Raw genomic sequence first — 17,558 nt, forward strand, 5'->3', positions numbered from 1 at the left:
AGACGTACGAGGACCTGGTCGCCAAGGGCGTGGACATCACCGACGAGCCGACCGAGCGGCCGTACGGGATCGACTTCGGCATCCGCGACCCGTTCGGCAACCGGATCCGCATCGGCCAGATGCACCCGAAGGCCTGAGGGGGACGCGGCCGGCTGACCGACGGGCACCCACGGCCGGGAAGGCATGGCCTAGGCTCGCGGCTCAATGATCATGTGAGGTGACGGATGGCGAGTCGACTGCTCTACCTGGTCCGGCACGGCGAGCAGGACGGGGCGGAGGAGGGCGGGGACACCGGCCTGTCGGCGCGCGGCCGGCGGCAGGCGGAACTGCTCGCGGAACGGCTGCGGGGAACGCCCTTCGTGGCCGTCCACCACGGGCCGGCTCGCCGGGCCGGGGAGACCGCCACGCTGGTCGCCGCCGCCCTGCCCGGCGTCCCCGTACACGAGACGGAGAGCGTCGGGGACCACCTGCCACACGACACCGACCCGGCCGGCCTGCCCGAACGCTACGCGGCGTTCCTCGCCGGCTTCACCGAGCGGGAGCGGATCGACGGGCCGCGCCGGACGGCGGAGGCGGTGGCCCGCTTGGCGACGGCGCCGCCGGAGGGCGACGTCCGCGAGCTGGTGATCACCCACAACTTCCTGATCGGCTGGCTGGTACGCCATGCGCTGGACGCCCCGGAGCGCCGCTGGCTCGGCCTCAACCAGCACAACTGCGGCCTCACCGTCATCCGCTACAGCTCCGGCGGGCCGCCGAGTCTCATCGCCCACAACGACGTCGCCCATCTCCCGCCCGACCTCCGGGCGACCGGTCTGCCGCCGGACTATCACGTCTAGAGAACTCGGGCACGGAAAGAGTGGCCATCGGCGCGCCGATGGCCACTCTTTCCGCGTATCAGGGGCGTCGAGCCCCGACCTGCTGACAGCTGTCACTCGGTGGCGCGGGTGAGCAGCTCGACCACCGCGGCGGTGGCGGGCGGCGGCGTCGCCTCCGGCGGGCAGTCCACGTAGCCGGTGGTCGTCGGCCCCACGGTGAGCCGGTAGGTGAAGGCGTCGGCGCACGTCGTTGCCGGGCCGGTGGCGGTGGCCTCGGCGGTCAGCCGTGGGTCGGCGGTGAGCTGCCGCAGCCGGTCGAGGTCCGCGGCGGTGAGCTGGCCGGTACGGCGGTTGTCGGACCGGTCGACCTTCGTCCAGCGGCCGTCGGGCCGGACCGTCAGGGTGTCCATCAGCCCGACGAAGCCGCCGGACTTCGTCAGCACCACCTCGCGGCCCGTCGAGCCACTGGGCGCGGTCGCCGAGTCGCTGCCGGCGGCCGGCGCGGAGTTGTCGCCGCCGGCCTGTGCGCACCCGGCGACGGGGGTGAGAAGCGCGGCGACCAGAGCTGTCGCGACGGGGATCGTTCGCATGCCGATCGGACGCACGGCGGTGCCACGTGGTTCCGGCCACCTGCGCCGCCTCATCCGAACGGCCAATGTCTGCGGCAGGAAAGCGCTCCCCCTCTTCCACGTTCTTCGATGTATCGCTATATGTACATCAGTGACTATCGTCGTCACAACTTACCCCGTCAGGAGGGCACGTGAAACGACCTCTCGCCGCCGTCAGCGCGGCGCTGCTCACCAGCGGCGTGCTGACCTGCGTCGCCACCTCGGCGTACGCGGCCACCCCCAGCTCCCCCGCCTCGGAATCCGCCGCCGCAGCTCGGGCGGACAGCCTGCTCCAGGCCAACCCCGGTGCCGTCCAGGGCACCAGCGGGGAGGCGTACCAGGCCGTCCGCACCAAGGTGGACTCATCCGGGGCCACGCACACCCGGTACGAGCGGACCTACCACGGCCTGCGCGTCTACGGCGGTGACTTCGTCATACACGCTGCCCCGAACGGCACCCTGGCCGGCACCTCGTCCGGCCTGGCCGCCCCGCTCACCCTGAGCACCACCGCCAAGGTCGGCGCGGCCGCCGCCAAGGCGAGCGCGCAGCGGGCGTTCTCCGGCACGCTCACCTCGGTGGGCAGCCCCGAGCTCTTCGTCGACGCCAGCTCCGGCAAGGGCCGGCTGGCCTGGGAGACCGTCGCCTCCGGCTGGAAGGCGGACGGGCAGACGCCGTCGAAGCTGCACGTCGTCACCGACGCCACCACCGGCAAGGTGATCGGCGCGTACGACGAGATCGAATCGGTGGTCGGCAGCGGCCAGGGCATCTACACCGGCACGGTCAGCATCGACACGACGCTCTCCGGCAGCACCTACTCGATGGTGGACCCGTCGCACGGCAACGGCCGTACCTGCGACATGAACAACACCACCAGCGGCACCTGCACCACCTTCACCGACGCCGACAACGCCTGGGGCAACGGCACCAACTCGAACCGGCAGTCCGCCGGTGTCGACGCCCACTTCGGCGCGGCGAAGACCTTCGACTACTTCAAGAACGTGCACGGCCGCAACGGCATCTTCGGCAACGGCACCGGCGTGCCGAGCCGGGTGCACTACGGCAGCAACTACGTCAACGCCTTCTGGGACGGCTCCCAGATGACCTACGGCGACGGCTCCAGCAACGCCCGCCCGCTGGTCTCGCTCGACGTGGCGGGCCACGAGATGAGCCACGGCGTCACCGAGGCGCTCGCCGGCCTGGTCTACTCCGGTGAGTCGGGTGGTCTCAACGAGGCCACCAGCGACATCTTCGGCAACATGGTGGAGTTTTACGCCGCCGCGCCGGCCGACCCGGGCGACTACCAGGTCGGCGAGAAGATCAACATCAACGGCAACGGCACCCCGCTGCGTTACATGTACAACCCGTCGCTGGACGGCTCGTCCGACTCCTGCTGGACGACCAGCACCAAGAACAAGGACGTGCACTACTCGTCCGGCCCGGCGAACCACTTCTTCTTCAACCTCGCCGAGGGCACCGGCGCCACCTCGTACGGCACCTCGCCGGTCTGCGGTTCGGCCCCGGCCGTGGTCGGCATCGGCCGCGCCAAGGCGGAGAAGATCTGGTACCGGGCGCTCGACGTGTACTTCACCTCGAACACCTCGTACGTGAACACCACCACCCCGTCGAACACCGCCCGGGCCTACACCCTGAAGGCGGCCACCGACCTGTACGGCAACTGCTCCACCGAGTACAAGACCGTCCAGGCGGCGTGGACCGCGGTGGCCGTGTCGGGCAATGACGCGCCCTGCGGCTCGACCGGTAACGACTTCTCCGTCACGCTCTCGCCGACCTCCGGCTCGGTGACCGCGGGCAGTGCCGTCTCCACCACCGTCTCCACCGCGACCACCAGCGGGACCGCGCAGACCGTGACGTTCTCCGCGTCCGGCCTGCCGAGCGGCGCGACCGCGTCGTTCAACCCCGCCTCGGTGACCTCGGGCGGCTCGTCCACCCTCACCATCAGCACCACGGCGAGCACCCCGTCCGGCACGTACTCGGTCACCGTCACCGGCACCGGTACGTCGGTGAACCACTCGGCGACGTACAGCCTGACGGTCAACGGCACCGGCGGTGGCTGCACCGGAGCCGGGCAGAAGCTGGGTAACCCGGGCTTCGAGTCCGGCACCTCCCCCTGGACCGGGAACACCGGCAGCATCGGTTCGTACGCTGGCCAGGCCGCCCACTCGGGCACCCGGTTCTCGTGGCTGAACGGCTACGGCTACAGCAGCACCGAGTACATCGCCCAGTCCGTCGCCCTGCCGACCGGCTGCACCTCGTACAACTTCAGCTTCTGGCTGCACATCGACAGCTCCGAGACGACCACCAGCGTCGCGTATGACACGCTCAAGGTGCAGGTGCTCAACTCCGCCGGCACCGTGCTGGCGACCCTGGCGACCTACTCGAACCTGAACAAGGCCGCCGGCTACACCCAGCGCTCCTTCTCCCTGGCCGCCTACGCCGGGCAGACCGTCACCCTGAAGTTCCTCGGCACCGAGGACGTCTACCTGCAGACGTCCTTCGTCATCGACGACACCGCGGTGAACGTCTCCTGACGTAACCGCCCGACCCAGGGGCCCGGCGGCCACCCCACGCGGGTGGTCACCGGGCCCCGTCGTTATGGTCGGCCCGACCGGCGACGTGAGGGGGAGACATGGCGGACGCGGAGCTCACCGTCACGGTGGCGGGTCCGGTGGCGACCCTGCTGATCCACAACCCGGCCCGGCGCAACGCGCTGACTCCGGCCATGTGGCGTCAGCTCCCGATGCTGCTCGACGGCCTGGCGGCCGACCCCGCCGTACGCGCCGTGGTGCTCACCGGCGCCGACGGGACGTTCTGCGCTGGCGCCGACCTCGGCGACCTGGACGAGCTGCTGGAGGCCGGGGACGGCAGCATCGCGGTCATGGCCGAGGAGCGGTTGGCCGCGTTCGCCAAGCCCACCGTGGCCGCGATCCGGGGCGCCTGTGTCGGCGGGGGCTGCCAGCTCGCCGTCGCCTGCGACCTGCGGCTGGCGGCCGAGGACGCGCGGTTCGGCGTACCTCCGGCGAAGCTGGGGCTGGTCTACCCCGCGCCGACCACTCGCCGGCTGGCCCGGCTGGTCGGGCCGTCCGCCGCCAAGCACCTGCTGTTCACCAGCGAGCTGGTCGACGCCGGGCGGGCGCTGCGGATCGGTCTGGTCGACGAGGTGCTCCCCGCCGACGCGCTGGCCGCGCGGGTGGCGGCGGTCACCGCCGCCGTCGCCGAGCGCTCCCGGCTCACCGTCGCGGCAGCCAAGGAGATCATCGACGGCCGCGCCGACGACGAGCGGATCGCCTGGTGGCACGGGCAGGTCCGGGCCAGCGGCGAGGCCCGCGAGGGAGTGGCGGCAGTCAACGAGCGCCGCCCGCCGCGCTTCAGCTGGACCCCGCCCGCCGCCGGCTGACGGCCGTCGATCCGGGTACGCCCGCAGGGGCCGGCGGGCGCCGCGCCGGAGGCGTACCCCCGACACGGCCCCCTGTGCCCGCCGGCCGTCCGTCACCGCCCGGCCATCGCGGACCAGCTCGGCGTCACCGGCTCGCGGCGCAGCGGCATGGCCGCCTCGGCCGGCGTCCGGTCGCCCTTGCGCTGGTTGCAGTCGTAGCAGGCGGCGGTCGTGTTCTTCCAGGTGTTCCGGCCGCCACGGGAGCGGGGCAGGATGTGGTCGACGGTGCTGGCCGGGGCGTCGCAGTACGCGCAGCGCCGGCCGTCGCGGCGCAGCACCCCGCCCCGGGACCAGGCCGGTCCGGCGCTGAACCGCCAACGGGTGACCACGTACCGGACGAGACGGACCACGCGCGGCATCGGGAACACGCCGATGACCTGGTCCGGCTCGGCCTCGTGGATCTCGGCGACCCGCCGGCAGAGCATCCTGATCGCGTGCTGGACGGTGACCCGGTGCAGCGGGCCGTGGTCGGCGTTGATGACGAGGACGGCGTCCACCGGGCTCTCCCTTCACGGTCGGTGGTACGGCGACGAAAAACCGCCCGGTCCAGCGGGACCGGGCGGCGGCGGGACGGACGCGGGTACGCGTCAGCCCGGCCACCCGGTGCGGGGACCTTCGGCTCGGCAACCATCGACGGGCAGCATCGACGACACGCACGTGACGTGCGGCAACGACATGGCATGCTCCCGACGGGCCGGTTGACCTTGCGCGGATCACGGTAGGCGGGGTGCGGTGGGCGGGCAACGGATTTCGATGCCTGCCGGTCGGCTCAGCCTTCCGGCGGCAGACAGCGTCGCTCGCGATCGGAGGCGGGCCAGATGTACTCCAGGTCGGGCGGGACCGCGCCGAACCGGGGGCCGTAGTGCCCCGGGTTCTTGCGCAGCAGCGACGACTGGTGGCTGCGGTGCAGGTCCTCCCGGCCCAGCCAGGGCGGCAGCTCGCCGGCCTCGGCCAGCTCGGCCTGGGTGCGGACGGTCGTGACCCCGCAGGCGGTGGCGAGGTCGACGGTCATGGTCGCCGCACAGGTGTCGGCCCGGCCCGGCTCGGACCACACCGCGCACATGTCCAGCCCGTACCGGGTCAGCGCCTCCTCGTACCCGGCCCACATCCTCACCGCCGGGTGGTTGCGCCAGCCGTAGTCGGGCCGGGTCAGGCCGCGCAGCACCTGGATGGTCTCCACCCGCTGCTTGCCGAGCCGCTGCTGGTCCAGCACCCGGGCGCTGGCCAGAAAGTCCGGGTACGGGAGGAACGTCTGCATGCCGGTCCTCTACCCGTACCCGGGGACACCATGCGTTCATGATCACGGGGCTGCGCGTACCGCGATCACCTGACTACCATCCGGGCATGGCCGAGCCCCTGCGTGACCGCGCGCGCCGCGCGACCGGATGGCGGCTCCGGATGAACGGGGACTCCCGTCCGCACTACGTGGTCTGCGGCAACGACCCGCTCGCGTACTGGGTGGCCCGGTCCCTGCTGGCCACCGAGTCACCGGCCGGGCGGGTCCGGGTCACCCTGGTCGTGCCCGAGCGCCGCCGCTCCGAGGGACCGGACGGCCGGGACCTCGCCGGCGTCCAGGTGATCCTCGCCGACCGGCTCGACGAGGCCACCTTCCACCGCGCCGGGCTGGCCGGGGCGGACGGGCTGGCGTTGCTGCACCAGGACGACGTGGGCAACATGCACGCGGCGCTCTGCGCCCAGGAGGTCGAGCCCCGGCTGCGCCTGGTGGTACGCATGTTCAACACCAGCCTCGCCAACGGCCTCCGGGAGTTCTTCCCCGACTCGGCGGTGCTCTCCGACGCCTCGATGGCCGCCCCGGCCTTCGTCGCTGCGGCGCTGGGCGAGCTGGCCCCCACCCACTTCCGGCACGCCGGCCGCACCCTCCACGCGGCCCGCCGCACCGACGTACGCCCGCAGGACGTGCTCTGCGGCCTGGCGGTCACCACCGACCCGGAGCTGATCCGGGTGCTGCCCGCCGACGAGGGGTCGGCCGACGTGGTGCTGGCCGAGGCGACCGGGCAGCCGGCCGGCACCGAGCTGGCCGCCCGGCGGCTGGTCCGGGCCCGGCGCCGCCGGCAGCCGGTGGTGGTGCTGCTCCGGGCGGTCCGCAGCTTCGCCACCCGCAAGATCGGCATGGCGGTGCTGGCGCTGCTCGGGGTGATCGCTGTCCTCGGCTGGCTGAACTCCGGCGCGGCCCACGTGAGCTGGTCGGACGCGCTCTACCTCACTCTGGTCACCTCGTTGAGCGGGCAGGATCCCGACCTCGGCAAGCCGGTCGCCGCCCAGGTCATGCAGGTGGTGCTCACCCTCGCCGGGCTGGCGCTGATCCCGTTGATCACCGCCGCCGTGGTCGACGGCATCGTCAACGCCCAGCTCGCCCTGCACACCGGCCGGATCCAACCCGACCGCGCCGGGCACGTGGTGGTGGTCGGGCTGGGCAACATCGGCACCCGGGTGATGGCCCAGCTCTACGACTTCGGGGTCGAGGTGGTCGCCATCGACAAGAACCCCGACGCGCGGGGCGCCGCGCTCGCGCACCGGCTCGGCGTACCGCTGATCGTCGGGGACGCCGGGCTGGAGGAGACCCTGCGAGCCGCTTCGGTGGCCACCTGCCAGGCGCTGGTGGTGGTCTCCACCGACGACGGCGCCAATCTGCGCGCCGCGCTGAACGCCCGCAGCCTCGATCCCGACCTGCGGGTGGTGCTGCGCCTGTTCGACGGCGACTTCGCCGAACGGATCCAGCGTGCGTTCGGCATCGGCACCTCGCGTAGCGTGTCGTACCTGGCCGCGCCCGCCTTCGCGGCGGCGCTGCTGGATCGCGCGGTGATCGCCACCATCCCGGTCGGCCGGCACGCGCTGCTGGTCACCGAGGTGCCGGTGATGGCCGGCTCTCCGCTGGACGGCCGCCCGCTCGCCGCAGTGGCCCGTCCCGGCGAGGTACGCCTGCTCGCGTACACCCGGTCCGGGCAGAAGACCGACTGGTCGGCCGACCCGCGGATGGTGATCCAGGCGGGGGACCGGCTCACCGTGGTGGCCCGTCGGGCCGGGCTCAGCGCCCTGCTCCGGGAGACCACCCCGGTCTCGGCCGAGCCGGCCGGCACACCGGCACCCCGGCAGCCGGAGGAGTGACCCCGGTCAGCCGCGGGTCATGGCGTGGCGGAGGGCGTACCAGAGCGCGCCGAGGGCCAGGACGCCGAAGCCGGCGATCACGCTGGCCACCGGCAGGCTCACCGCCAGCACCAGGCAACCGACCAGCCCCAGCGCGGCGATGAGCTGTACCGGGACCTTCCGGGCCGGCTCCCGGCCCAGGGTGAGCGCGGAGGCGTTGGTGATCGCGTAGTAGACCAGCACCGTGCAGCTGGAGAACCCGATCGCGCCGCGGACGTCGCCAAGTGCCACCACCACGATCACCACGGCGGCCACGGCCAACTCGGCGCGGTGCGGCACCTGGTAACGGGGATGCACGGCGGCCAGCGCGCCCGGCAGGTCCCGGCGGCGCGCCATCGCCAGGGTGGTCCGGCCGACCCCGGCGAGCAGGGAGAGCAGCACCCCGGCCACCGCCACGGTCGCGCCGGCCCGGACCAGCCAGGCCAGGTCGGGCAGCCCGGCGGCGGTCACCACGTCCGCCAGCGGCGCGTCGGCGGCGGCGAGCCGGCCAGGCCCGAGCACGCCGAGTGCCACCACGGCCAGCACCAGGTAGATCGCCAGCACGAGGCCGAGGGCCAGCGGCATGGCGCGCGGGATGGTCCGCTCCGGGTCACGGACCTCCTCGCCGAGGGTGGCGATCCGGGCGTACCCGGCGAAGGCGAAGAAGAGCAGGCCGGCGGCGGTCAGCACGCCCCGGACGCCGGTGCCGCCCAGGTCGCCGATTCGGGCCGGAGTCAGGTGGCCGCCGGCGACGCCGGTGACCGCCACCAGGGTCAGCACGGCCAGCACGAGGCCGACCAGGATCCGGGTCGCGGTGGCGGTCTTGCCGATGCCGCGCAGGTTCACTGCGGTCACCGCCACCACCGCGAGGACCGCGAGGAGCCGCGCCCGCCCCGGCCAGAGGTAGGCCCCGATGGTCAGCGCCATGGCCGCGCAGCTGGCCGTCTTGCCGACCACGAACCCCCAGCCGGCGAGGAAGCCGGCGAACGGGTGCAGGCGTTCCCGGCCGTAGACGTACGTGCCGCCGGACTCGGGGTAGCGGGCCGCGAGCCGGGCCGAGCTGGTTGCGTTGCAGTAGGCGATGAAGCCGGCCAGAGCCAGCGCGGCCAGCAGCCCGACGCCGCCGGCCGCGGCCGCGGCGGGGGCGAAGACCACGAAGACGCCCGCGCCGAGCATCGACCCCAGGCCGATGACCACCGCATCGGGTACGGCCAGCCGTCGGGCCAGTTCCGCCATGCGCGCAGGTTACGGGGCCGAGATGAACGGACGGTCCCACCGCCGGAGCGCGGCGGGCAACGGCACGTCGTCCCAGGGCACCCGGTGCAGCAGTCGGTCCAGCAGCAGGCCGAGCAGCAGCCCGGCGAGACCGTCAGTGATCCAGTGGAAGTTCAGGTAGGTCGTGGTGACCAGCAGGATCGCCGGGGGTGCAACGCGGATCAGCCGGTACCAGCCGGCGGACAGGCGACCGTTCGTCAGCGCGACGAGCAGCAGCGCGATCAGCCCGTACCAGACGATGGCGTTGGCGACGTGCCCCGATGGATAGGACATCGAGTACGCGCCGGCCGGCAGGTGGTTGAAGATCCGCACCGCCTCCTCGGGCGGCAGGAACGGCTCCTTCACCGAGGCACTGGGGGCGGCTCGGTCCGTCCAGGCCTTCAGCGGGCCGATGGTGAAGTAGGCGACCACGAAGGTGCCCGCGAACAGCACCAGCGGCCGGACCGAGTGCCGGCGCCAGGCGACCGCCAGGGCGAGTGCCACGGAGACCGGCGTCAGCAGCATGCCGCCCTGGCCGAGCAGGTTGAACACCCGGGCCGTCCAGTAGAGCGGGGCGGGATCGTGGGCGAACGCCCACGCGCTCACCTCGAGGTCGAGGCCGAGCAGCCGTCCCTCGGCGAGCGCCACGGTCAGCCCGACCAGGGCGGCGAGCAGCAGCCCGTCCCACCACCAGCCGGCCGGCCGGACGGGCCGGAGCCGCGGCTTCTCGCGTGCCTCCCTGGTCTCCCGCACGCGACCACGCTACCGGCCGCCGCTGACGCCGGACCGGCGCGGGCGTCGGCGGCTGTGTGCCGGCCCACGAAGGGCAGCGCTGTGCCGGGGGAAGAGGTCACACTTGTGGCCGTGCGGATCACTTCGGCCCTCGTCGACCCAGCGCTGCTCGACCTTCCCTGGTCGACCCCGTTGGAGGAGTGGCCTGCCCAGCACCTGGTCGCGCTGCCGCAGGGCATCTCGCGGCACATCGTGCGCTTCGTCCGGCTCGGCGACTACGTGTACGCGGTCAAGGAGACCGGCGAGCGGGTCGCCGAGCGGGAGTACGATCTGCTCCGGGCCCTGGAGCGGATCGACTTCCCCTCGGTCGAGGCGGTCGCGATCGTGGCCGACCGGCAGACCGACGACGGCGAGCCGCTGGACCCGGTGCTGATCACCCGGCACCTCCAGTTCTCGCTGCCCTACCGGGCGCTCTTCTCCCGGACGCTGCGCCCGGAGACGATGAACCGGCTGCTCGACGCGCTGGCCGTGCTGCTGGTCCGGATGCACCTGACCGGCTTCTTCTGGGGCGACTGCTCGCTGTCCAACACGCTGTTCCGCCGCGACGCGGGCGCGTTCGCCGCCTACCTGGTGGACGCCGAGACCGGGGCGCTGCGCAACTCGCTCTCCAATGGCCAGCGCGGCGAGGACCTGGAGATCGCCCGGGTCAACATCTTCGGCGAGGCGCTGGACCTCCAGGCCGCCGGGCTGCTGCACGAGTCGATCGACCCGGAGGTGGTCTGCGAGGAGGTCGTGCAGCGGTACGAGCGGCTCTGGCACGAGATCACCTACGAGCAGCAGATCGAGCGGGAGGCCCGGCACCACATCGAGGGCCGCATCCGCCGCCTCAACGAGCTGGGCTTCGACGTCGCCGAGGTGGCCATGTCGACCGCGGACAACGGGCGGTACCTGGTGCGCCCGAAGGTGGTCGACGCCGGCTACCACACCCGCCGGCTGCTCCGGCTCACCGGCCTGGACGCCGAGGAGAACCAGGCCCGCAAGCTGCTCAACGATCTGGACGCGTACCGGGTGGAGAGCGACCTCACCGACGAGCAGCAGGCCGCGCACCGCTGGCTGACCGAGGTGTTCGAGCCGGTGGTCCGCGCGGTGCCGGCGCACTTGCGCCGGAAGCTGGAGCCGCAGGAGCTGTTCGCGCAGATCATCGAGCACAAGTGGCTGCTCTCCGAGCGAGCCGGCCGGGACGTCGGGATGCGCCACGCGGTGCAGTCGTACCTCTCGGACGTGCTCGTGCACCGCCCGGACGAGCAGGCCGTCCTCGGCATCGAGGTTCCCACCGCCGGCTGACTCCGCCCGCAGCCCGCAGCCGCGTCACTCCACCCAGGCGCCGCCCCGCATCACCCGGACCACATTCAGGTCGTCGTCGAGCACGAGCAGGTCGGCCCGGAGCCCGGCCTGGAGCGCCCCGACCTGATTGCCCAGGCCGATCGCCCGGGCCGGGGTGGTGGCGGCCATCCGGCAGGCGTCCGGCAGGGCGATGCCGGCCGCGACGGCGTGCCGCAGGGCGGCGTCCATGGTGAGGGTGCTACCGGCGATGGCGCCGTCCCGGCTGAGCCGGGCCACCCCGTCGGCCACGGTGACGGCCTGGCCGCCCAGCTCGTACTCGCCGTCGGGCATGCCGGCGGCGGCCATCGCGTCGGTGATCAGGGCGGCCCGCTCCGGGCCGGCCACCCAGGTGGCGAAGCCGAGCATCCCGTCGTGCAGGTGCACTCCGTCGGCGACCAGCTCGCACACCACGCTCGGGGCGTCCAACAGGGCCGCCACCGGGCCCGGCTCCCGGTGGTGCACCGGGCGCATCCCGTTGAACAGGTGGGTGCCGACGCTCGCCCCGGCCGCCACGGCGGCCCGGGTCTGCTCCCAGGTGGCGTCGGTGTGCCCCACGGCCGCGACCACGCCGCGCGAGACGAGCAGCTCGATCGCCTCCACCGCGCCGTCCCGCTCCGGGGCCAGGGTGACCATCCGGACCGCGCCGCCGCCCAGCTCGATCAGCTCGGCGAGTTCCTCGTTGGACGGGTCGCGGAGGAACTCCGGGTTCTGCGCGCCGCAGCGGTCCGCCGACAGGTACGGCCCCTCGAAGTGGATCCCGGCCAGCACCCCCGCCTCGACCAGCGGCCGGTACGCGGCGGTGGCGTCCCGCATCAGCGCGTACGGCGAGCTGACCAGACTGGCCAGCAGGGTGGTGGTGCCGTGCCGCAGGTGGAACGCGGCGGCGGCGCGGGCCGAGTCGGCGTCTCCGGTGGTGAAGGTGTGCCCACCGCCGCCATGGGTGTGCATGTCCACGAAGCCCGGCACGATCCAGTGCCCGTCGTGCACCGACGGGTACTCGGCGACGGCCCGGATCCGGTCGCCGGCGATCTCGACGCAGCCCTGCCGGATCACGCCGGTCGGGGTCACCACCTTGCCGGTCACGCGTACGGTCATCGGCTCTTCGCCTCCAGGGTGTCCAGGGCCAGCAGGGCGGCACCGAGGCAGCCGGCCTCGTCGCCGAGGGCCGCCGCGACCAGGCGCGGCTCCCGGTGGAAGGTCAGTCGTTCGCGGAGCGCCGCGCGCAGCGGGTCGAGCAGCCCGGAACCGGCCTGGGCGAGCCCGCCGCCGATCACCATGGCAGCCACGTCGAAGAGCGCCTGGCCGGTGGCGAGTCCGTCGGCGAGCGCCTCGACCGCCTCCCGCCAGACCCGGCCGGCCAGGTCCTCGCCGGCCGCCGCCCGCTCCGCCACCTCGGCAGCGGTGGCCGGGAAGCCGGCCAGCCCGGTGTAGCGGCGCCCGATCGCCGAGGCCGACGCCACGGCCTCCAGACAGCCCGGGCGGCCGCAGCCGCAGCGTGGGCCGTCGGGGCGTACCAGGATGTGGCCGATCTCCCCGGCGGCGCCGTGCGCCCCGGTGGCGGTCGACCCGTCGACCACATGGGCGGCGGCGATTCCGGTGCCGATCGCGACGAAGAGCACGTGGCCGGCGTCCCGCCCGGCGCCGAGCCGGGCCTCGGCCAGGCCGCCCACCCGCACGTCGTGGCCGAGCGCCGCCGGCAGGCCGAGCCGCGTCTGCGCCAGCTCCCGCAGCGGTACGTCCCGGAAGCCCACGTTCGCCGACCAGACCGCGACCCCGCGCGCCTCGTTGACCACCCCCGGTACGGCGATGCCGCAGGCCACCGGCGTCAGCCCGTCGGCGCGGGCCTTGCCGGCCAGCCCGTCGGCGACGTCGAGGATCGTCCCGACCACCGCCGCCGGGCCGCGCGCCGCCTCGGTGGCGTGCCGTTCGGCGTGCACCACGGTGCCGTCCGGGCGGACCAGGGCGCACTTCATCCCGGTGCCGCCGACGTCCAGCGCGACGACGACCGCGTCGTCTGAGGTCACGCGAGCACCACGGAGCGGGTCAGGTGCCGGGGCGCGTCCGGGTCGAGGCCGCGGCTGGTGGCCAGCGCGACGGCGAAGCGTTGGGCGAGGATCAGGTCGGCCATCGGGTCGACCGGGTTACGCCCGGCCGCCCAGCTGGTCAGCACGGTCCGGCAGCCGTGGGTGCGGCTGTGCGCGAAGGCGGCGCCGGTGGCGGCCACGTCCTCGGGCAGCCCCGCGGGGATGTCGCCGAACGCCCAGACCAGCCGGCCCGGGGCGGCGACCGAGATCGGGCCGTGCCGGTAGTCCATCGCCGGGTACGCCTCGGCCCAGAAGGTGGCCGCCTCCCGGCACTTCAGCGCGGCCTCCTGGGCCAGCCCGACCGTCCAACCGCGGCCGAGGAAGGTGACCTGTTCGATCCGGGCCGGGTCGATCGGCAGCGGGGCCCGGACGGCGACCTCCGCGTCGGCGGCCAGCCGGCCCAGGTCCTCGCCGAGGTGGGCGCGGAGCAGGGCGAGGGCGGTGGTGGCGAACCGGGTCTGCACGACCGAGCGCTCGTCGGCGAAGGGCAGGGTCACCGTGGCGTCGGCCAGCTCGACCGCCGGCGAACCGGGGTCGCCGACCAGCACCGTGGTGGCGACCCGGCCGCGCAGCGCGGCGAGCAGCTCGAGCACCTCGGTGGTGGTGCCGGAGCGGGTGATCGCGATGAGCCGGTCGTAGCGGCGGTCGGTGGGGAACTCGCTGGCCTGGAAGGCGTCGGTCTCGCCCTGGCCGGCGTGCTCGCGCAGTCCGGCGTACGCCGCCGCCATGAACCACGACGTGCCGCAGCCGACGACGGCGACCCGCTCGCCCGGACGCGGCAGCCGGTCGGCGACGGTCGGGGCGAGCTGCGCCGCCTCCCGCCAGCAGTCGGGCTGGCTCGCGATCTCCGCGTGCACGTACGCCATCACCACTCCTCGCCCCGAGGGGAGACCCTGCGCAATACGGCGCGATATGGCCGTCTTTCGCGCGTCATTCTGCGCGAACCCGGGTGGCTGTGGCAACCGCCTCTCAGATCGCGCAGCTCAGGGTTTTGCGCCTCGGTAGTTTCGCGCACTACTGTGCACGCAATCAATCACCGTTCGTGCAGAGTCAGTGGAGGCCCCGCGGTGGACCGCTACGCCCGATGGAACGCGCTGCTGGAGATGCTGACCGAGAACGGACGGGTCAGCGTCGAGGAGGCGGCCGAGCGCCTGGACGTCTCCCAGGCCACCATCCGGCGTGACTTCGACCAGCTCGCCCAGCAGCAGATGATCACGCGTACCCGGGGTGGGGCGGTCGCCAACGGCGTCTCGTACGACCTGCCGCTGCGCTACAAGACCGCGAAGCACTCGGCCGAGAAGCAGCGGATCGGCGCGGCCGCGGCCGCGCTGGTCTCCCCGGGCACCGTGGTCGGCCTCAACGGGGGCACCACCAGCACCGAGGTGGCCCGGGCCCTCGCGGTCCGGCCGGACCTCAACACCAACGCCGAGGGTGCCCAGCTCACCGTCGTCACCAACGCCCTGAACATCGCCAACGAGCTGCTGGTGCGCTCCCGGATGAAGGTCGTGGTCGCCGGCGGCGTGGTCCGGCCGAAGTCGTTCGAGCTGGTCGGCCCGCTGGGCGGGGCGCTGCTGCGCGAGGTGACCCTCGACGTCGCCCTGCTCGGCGTGGACGCGATCGACCCGCAGCTCGGCGCCGCCGCCCACCACGAGGGGGAGGCGGCGATGAACAGCCTGATGGTGGCGCGGGCCAAGCGGGTGGTGGTGATCGCCGACTCGTCCAAGCTGGGCGGGCACGCCTTCGCCCGGATCTGCCCGGTGGACCGGGTGGAGACGCTGGTGACCGACTCCGGCGCGTCCCCCCTCGTGGTGCAGGCGTTCCGCGACGCCGGTGTGCACGTCGTCTGCGCCTGAGCCCGCCCCCTTGACAGCGCGACACTTGCATACCCGGTATTGCGCCCCGCTGCATACCGCGTATGGTGTCCGCTGTCACCTACTCATCGGGGGAGGTCAGCTTGACGGCTGTCCTGGAGATCGAGGGTCTCCGCAAGACGTACCGGAGCCGGAAACGCGGGGTGCGCCACGCGCTGGACGGCTTCGACATGCGGGTCGAGGCCGGGCAGGTGCACGGCTTCCTCGGCCCGAACGGCTCGGGCAAGACCACCACGCTGCGCACCCTGCTCGGCCTGATCCGGCCGAACGGCGGCCGGATGGCCATCCTCGGCCACGAACTGCCGCAGGCGCTGCCGGCCGTCGCCGGCCAGGTCGGGGCCATCGTGGAGAGTCCGCAGTTCTTCCCGCACTTCTCCGCCCGGGACACGCTCGGCCTGCTGGCACAGGCCGGCGAGCTGCCCGGGCAGCGGGTCGACGAGGTGCTGGAGCTGGTCGGGCTGCGCGACCGGGCCGGCGAGCGGGTGAAGACCTATTCGCTCGGTATGAAGCAGCGGCTGGCGGTCGCCTCCGCGCTGCTGAAGAACCCGAAGCTGCTGATCCTGGACGAGCCCGCCAACGGCCTCGACCCGGGCGGCATCCGGGAGATGCGCAGCCTGATGCGGGACCTCGCCGCCGCCGGGATGACCGTGGTGCTGTCGAGCCACATCCTCGGCGAGATCCAGCTCATCTGTGACTCGGTCACGATCATCTCGCTGGGCCGGCGGGTTGCGTACGGCCCGGTCGACGAGGTGCTGGCCGCGCACTCCCAGGGCAGCGTGCGGGTATGCCTGGAGGCGGTCGCCGACCTGCCCCAGGCGGCCGACACGCTCAGCGGGGCCGGCATCCGGGTCACCACCGAGCCGGATCACCTGATGCTCGCCGGCGTCGACAAGCCGGCCACGGTCAGCCGCCTCCTCGCCGAGCGCGGCCTCTACGTCAGCGAGCTGACCCCGGTCGCGGTCGACCTGGAGAGCGTCTTCCTCGAACTGACCGCCACCGCGCCGGTCCCCGGCCAGCACCGGCAGGTCGACCAGTCCACGAAGGTCGGTGAGCCGGGCGTCGGCGGCACCACGGGAGGTTGGGGCGCATGAGCCTATACGTCACCGAGCTGCGCCGGCTGGCCAAGCGGCGGGTCACCCGACTGCTGCTGGTCCTGCTGGTGCTCGGCCTGGCCGGCGTGGCCACCGCCTTCAGCTTCTCCAGCCACAAACTCTCCAAGGAGGTGGTGGCGGAGGCGCAGGCGAAGGCCGACGCCGACTACCGCAAGGAGCTGGCGAACTGGCAGCGGGCGGTCGCCGACTGCGACACCGCCAAGGCCCGCGGCGAGAACACCGAGGAGCGGTTCGGGCCGAACTGCGGCCGGGACTGGCAGCCGCAGCCGGAGATGTTCGACCCGAAGTGGAACCTGCCCTACCAGTTCGACTTCCGGGCCGAGTTCCCCATGTTCATCGCGGTGTTCGCCGGGGCGGTGGCGCTCTTCGCGTTCATCGTCGGCGCCTCGTCCGTCGGGGCCGAATGGAGCACCGGCGGGATGATGAACCTGCTGCTCTGGCGGCCGAAACGGCTCGCCGTGCTGGGCACCAAGATGGCCGCGCTGCTGACCACCGTGCTCGGGGTCGGCGTGGTGCTCGGCGCGTTCTGGACGCTGGCCTTCTGGCTGATCGGCACATACCGGGGGACCACCGTCAAGATGACCGCCGGCGTGTGGCAGTCCATCGGGCTCGACGGGCTGCGGGCGGTCGGCCTGATCCTGGCCGTCGGGGCGGTGGCCTTCGCGCTCGCCTCGCTCGGCCGGCACACCGCGATGGCGCTCGGCGCGGCCGTGGCGCTGTTCGCGATCAGCGAGGTCGGCCTCCGGATCGCGGTCGGCGTGCTCTCGGTCCCGTTCGGCGAGCGGTACCTGCTGTCCACCTACGCCCAGGCGTGGTTCATGAAGCAGGTGAAGCTCTTCAACTACGACGCGTGCCGGTTCGCCAAGGGCCAGTGCGAGCCGGCCGAGCTGCTGGTCTCCTGGCAGGACTCGGCCCTGGTGTTCGGACTCGGTGCCGCGGTGGCGCTGGTCGCCGCGTTCTGGGCGATGCGCCGGCGAGACATCAGCTGACCGTCCGCGCCGCTGACCGGCTCGGACACCACGTCCGCTGCGGCCGGGGCGGGCCCTGGTTACGCTGGGGTCCCCCCGGCCGGCGGTCGCCGCGCCGGCCGTCCGCCCTCCC

At 73.3% G+C, this 17,558-nt stretch carries 17 protein-coding genes; 9 read left to right on the plus strand and 8 right to left on the minus strand.

Going from position 1 to position 17,558, the window contains the following annotated elements; genetic code table 11:
- The first annotated feature begins 14 nt into the window (after positions 1-14).
- Together ONA70_RS36840 and ONA70_RS03720 are read left to right on the plus strand one after the other, a co-directional pair.
- The gene (locus ONA70_RS36840) at positions 15-137 is read left to right on the plus strand and encodes a VOC family protein (RefSeq protein ID WP_406601140.1); all 123 of its coding nucleotides are present in this window, start codon (positions 15-17) and stop codon (positions 135-137) included.
- An 87-nt stretch (positions 138-224) separates the two neighbouring features.
- On the plus strand, positions 225-836 hold the full coding sequence (locus tag ONA70_RS03720) for a histidine phosphatase family protein (RefSeq protein ID WP_265004899.1): 612 nt from the start codon (positions 225-227) through the stop codon (positions 834-836).
- A gap of 92 nt (positions 837-928) precedes the next feature.
- On the opposite strand, the gene ONA70_RS03725 is transcribed toward ONA70_RS03720, so the two are convergent.
- A complete protein-coding gene (locus ONA70_RS03725; RefSeq protein ID WP_265004900.1) occupies positions 929-1,405 on the minus strand; it encodes a protealysin inhibitor emfourin in 477 nt (158 codons plus the stop codon).
- 170 nt (positions 1,406-1,575) lie between these two features.
- Between ONA70_RS03725 and ONA70_RS03730 the strand changes: the two genes are divergently transcribed.
- Both ONA70_RS03730 and ONA70_RS03735 read left to right on the plus strand, forming a co-directional pair.
- Positions 1,576-3,972, plus strand: coding sequence for a M4 family metallopeptidase (locus ONA70_RS03730; RefSeq protein ID WP_265004901.1), 2,397 nt, complete (start codon positions 1,576-1,578; stop codon positions 3,970-3,972).
- Between the two features lie 98 nt (positions 3,973-4,070).
- Positions 4,071-4,838, plus strand: a complete 768-nt coding sequence (locus ONA70_RS03735; protein WP_265004902.1) for an enoyl-CoA hydratase/isomerase family protein — start codon at positions 4,071-4,073, stop codon at positions 4,836-4,838.
- Positions 4,839-4,930: 92 nt separating this feature from the next.
- On the opposite strand, the gene ONA70_RS03740 is transcribed toward ONA70_RS03735, so the two are convergent.
- Complete coding sequence (locus ONA70_RS03740) at positions 4,931-5,374, minus strand: HNH endonuclease (protein ID WP_265004903.1); 444 nt, start codon at positions 5,372-5,374, stop codon at positions 4,931-4,933.
- A 272-nt stretch (positions 5,375-5,646) separates the two neighbouring features.
- Positions 5,647-6,135, minus strand: a complete 489-nt coding sequence (locus ONA70_RS03745) for an MSMEG_6728 family protein (RefSeq protein WP_265004904.1) — start codon at positions 6,133-6,135, stop codon at positions 5,647-5,649.
- A gap of 86 nt (positions 6,136-6,221) precedes the next feature.
- Here ONA70_RS03745 and ONA70_RS03750 point away from each other — a divergent pair, with 86 nt between their 5' ends.
- The gene (locus ONA70_RS03750) at positions 6,222-8,003 is read left to right on the plus strand and encodes an NAD-binding protein (protein ID WP_265004905.1); all 1,782 of its coding nucleotides are present in this window, start codon (positions 6,222-6,224) and stop codon (positions 8,001-8,003) included.
- Between the two features lie 6 nt (positions 8,004-8,009).
- Here the strand turns inward: ONA70_RS03750 and ONA70_RS03755 are convergent, their stop codons facing one another.
- Together ONA70_RS03755 and ONA70_RS03760 are read right to left on the minus strand one after the other, a co-directional pair.
- The gene (locus tag ONA70_RS03755; protein WP_265004906.1) at positions 8,010-9,257 is read right to left on the minus strand and encodes an APC family permease; all 1,248 of its coding nucleotides are present in this window, start codon (positions 9,255-9,257) and stop codon (positions 8,010-8,012) included.
- A gap of 9 nt (positions 9,258-9,266) precedes the next feature.
- A complete protein-coding gene (locus ONA70_RS03760; RefSeq protein WP_265004907.1) occupies positions 9,267-10,028 on the minus strand; it encodes a phosphatase PAP2 family protein in 762 nt (253 codons plus the stop codon).
- A 111-nt stretch (positions 10,029-10,139) separates the two neighbouring features.
- Here ONA70_RS03760 and ONA70_RS03765 point away from each other — a divergent pair, with 111 nt between their 5' ends.
- Entirely contained in the window at positions 10,140-11,351 is a 1,212-nt protein-coding gene (locus tag ONA70_RS03765; RefSeq protein ID WP_265004908.1) for a DUF4032 domain-containing protein, read from the plus strand.
- A gap of 24 nt (positions 11,352-11,375) precedes the next feature.
- Here the strand turns inward: ONA70_RS03765 and nagA are convergent, their stop codons facing one another.
- From nagA to ONA70_RS03780, 3 genes are read right to left on the minus strand one after another with little or no spacing between them, the layout of a single operon-like run.
- On the minus strand, positions 11,376-12,485 hold the full coding sequence (gene nagA / locus ONA70_RS03770; RefSeq protein ID WP_265004909.1) for an N-acetylglucosamine-6-phosphate deacetylase: 1,110 nt from the start codon (positions 12,483-12,485) through the stop codon (positions 11,376-11,378).
- A complete protein-coding gene (locus tag ONA70_RS03775; RefSeq protein ID WP_265004910.1) occupies positions 12,482-13,414 on the minus strand; it encodes an ROK family protein in 933 nt (310 codons plus the stop codon). The genes nagA and ONA70_RS03775 overlap by 4 nt, the downstream gene beginning before the upstream one ends.
- Positions 13,411-14,340 (minus strand): SIS domain-containing protein, encoded by a 930-nt coding sequence (locus ONA70_RS03780; RefSeq protein WP_265004911.1) that lies wholly within the window; start codon positions 14,338-14,340, stop codon positions 13,411-13,413. Before ONA70_RS03780 ends, ONA70_RS03775 begins: the two co-directional genes overlap by 4 nt.
- A gap of 201 nt (positions 14,341-14,541) precedes the next feature.
- On the opposite strand from ONA70_RS03780, the gene ONA70_RS03785 reads away from it, so the two are divergent.
- From ONA70_RS03785 to ONA70_RS03795, 3 genes are all read left to right on the plus strand, one after another.
- Complete coding sequence (locus ONA70_RS03785) at positions 14,542-15,327, plus strand: DeoR/GlpR family DNA-binding transcription regulator (protein WP_265004912.1); 786 nt, start codon at positions 14,542-14,544, stop codon at positions 15,325-15,327.
- Positions 15,328-15,428: 101 nt separating this feature from the next.
- Positions 15,429-16,436 (plus strand): ABC transporter ATP-binding protein, encoded by a 1,008-nt coding sequence (locus ONA70_RS03790; RefSeq protein ID WP_265004913.1) that lies wholly within the window; start codon positions 15,429-15,431, stop codon positions 16,434-16,436.
- On the plus strand, positions 16,433-17,446 hold the full coding sequence (locus tag ONA70_RS03795) for an ABC transporter permease subunit (RefSeq protein ID WP_265004914.1): 1,014 nt from the start codon (positions 16,433-16,435) through the stop codon (positions 17,444-17,446). Before ONA70_RS03790 ends, ONA70_RS03795 begins: the two co-directional genes overlap by 4 nt.
- Positions 17,447-17,558: the final 112 nt, after the last annotated feature.

Origin of the sequence: Micromonospora yasonensis, from assembly GCF_026013475.1 — a bacterium.
Taxonomy (GTDB): domain Bacteria; phylum Actinomycetota; class Actinomycetes; order Mycobacteriales; family Micromonosporaceae; genus Micromonospora; species Micromonospora yasonensis.

Excerpts from the sequence above, each read along its gene's own strand:
- ONA70_RS03720 (WP_265004899.1), top strand. The coding sequence starts at position 225 with ATGGCGAGTCGACTGCTCTACCTGGTCCGGCACGGCGAGCAGGACGGG.
- ONA70_RS03725 (WP_265004900.1), bottom strand. The coding sequence starts at position 1,405 with ATGCGAACGATCCCCGTCGCGACAGCTCTGGTCGCCGCGCTTCTCACC.
- ONA70_RS03735 (WP_265004902.1), top strand. The coding sequence starts at position 4,071 with ATGGCGGACGCGGAGCTCACCGTCACGGTGGCGGGTCCGGTGGCGACC.
- ONA70_RS03745 (WP_265004904.1), bottom strand. The coding sequence starts at position 6,135 with ATGCAGACGTTCCTCCCGTACCCGGACTTTCTGGCCAGCGCCCGGGTG.
- ONA70_RS03750 (WP_265004905.1), top strand. The coding sequence starts at position 6,222 with ATGGCCGAGCCCCTGCGTGACCGCGCGCGCCGCGCGACCGGATGGCGG.
- ONA70_RS03755 (WP_265004906.1), bottom strand. The coding sequence starts at position 9,257 with ATGGCGGAACTGGCCCGACGGCTGGCCGTACCCGATGCGGTGGTCATC.
- nagA (WP_265004909.1), bottom strand. The coding sequence starts at position 12,485 with ATGACCGTACGCGTGACCGGCAAGGTGGTGACCCCGACCGGCGTGATC.
- ONA70_RS03780 (WP_265004911.1), bottom strand. The coding sequence starts at position 14,340 with ATGGCGTACGTGCACGCGGAGATCGCGAGCCAGCCCGACTGCTGGCGG.
- ONA70_RS03795 (WP_265004914.1), top strand. The coding sequence starts at position 16,433 with ATGAGCCTATACGTCACCGAGCTGCGCCGGCTGGCCAAGCGGCGGGTC.